At 42.8% G+C, this 1,020-nt stretch carries 2 protein-coding genes; one reads left to right on the top strand and one right to left on the bottom strand.

Features of this window, described 5'->3' with window-relative positions:
• The first annotated feature begins 79 nt into the window (after nt 1-79).
• Entirely contained in the window at nt 80-736 is a 657-nt protein-coding gene (locus R7040_RS24930; protein WP_005479123.1) for a lysoplasmalogenase, read from the top strand.
• An 89-nt stretch (nt 737-825) separates the two neighbouring features.
• Here the strand turns inward: R7040_RS24930 and R7040_RS24925 are convergent.
• The coding region (locus tag R7040_RS24925; protein WP_318097344.1) for a helix-turn-helix domain-containing protein at nt 826-1,020 on the bottom strand (195 nt) is incomplete at its 5' end.

Genomic DNA, 1,020 nt, shown 5'->3' with positions numbered 1-1,020 from the left:
AACTTACGCATTTGTTAGATCTTTTTGTTTAGAGTAGCACTACGCTACTCACGTTTGTCTGTTCGAGAGTTCTTTATATATGTGGCTAGTTGTCGTTGTATTAGCATTCATACACATCATAAGTGTCCGTAAAGGGCCGAAATGGCTATTTTACGTATCAAAGCCATTGCCTGTACTTGTGATGATTGGCATTTTGCTTAATTCTCCCGCGAGTCAACTTCCTTACACTCAGTGGATATTAGTGGGTTTATCGTTGTCACTACTCGGTGATTTACTACTGATGTTGCCGCGAGATAAGTTCATCATTGGTCTAAGCCTATTTTGCTCTGCTCATTTGTCCTACAGTTATGGCTTTAGCTTAATGTCGGCATGGCATTTCACTCCTTGGCTTCCTATTGCTTTGTTTGGGCTCGGCATTTGCTTTTACTGGCTGTTTCGACCTGACCTCGGCAAAGAAAGAATCCCTGTCGCGATCTACATTTTGGTTTTGATGACCATGTGTTGGATGGCCATTGAGTATTATCTAAGTGGGAAAACGCAGTCGTCTTCGTTTGCGGTGTTAGGAAGCTTTATCTTCATCATTTCCGGCACGGTGCTGGCTTTTGAACGCTTTGGTGGTTACTCGGTATTTTCTCGGCAAGTGGTGATGGTCACGTACTATTCCGCGCAAACTTTAATGGCGATGTCCGTAATTGCCATCGTGATTCGTTATCCTTATCTCACGGTGATCAGTTAATTTTCTATGCCGCAGATTGGTGCTCATCACTCCGAGTCTTGATGAAAAAGCGTTTGAGCTTACTGATGTAGACCTCAAACGCTTTGTTGTTATCGCGACTTATAATTGCCCTTTTCAATTCCGTGCTTTTTCATTCTCAAATACAGCTTTTTACGCGGTATTTGCAGATGGTTTGCCGCATCCGTAATTCGCCCGGAGTGCAAAAACAGCGCATCTTCTATGAGCTGCTTTTCAAAATCGTCCACCAAATCATCCAATGGAAGCTGAATCTCATTTTGTGAGTA

The sequence above is a fragment of the Vibrio sp. 1069 genome (assembly GCF_033340555.1).
Note: the sequence above shows the minus strand (reverse complement) of the source record. Positions and strands in the feature narration are given on the sequence as shown.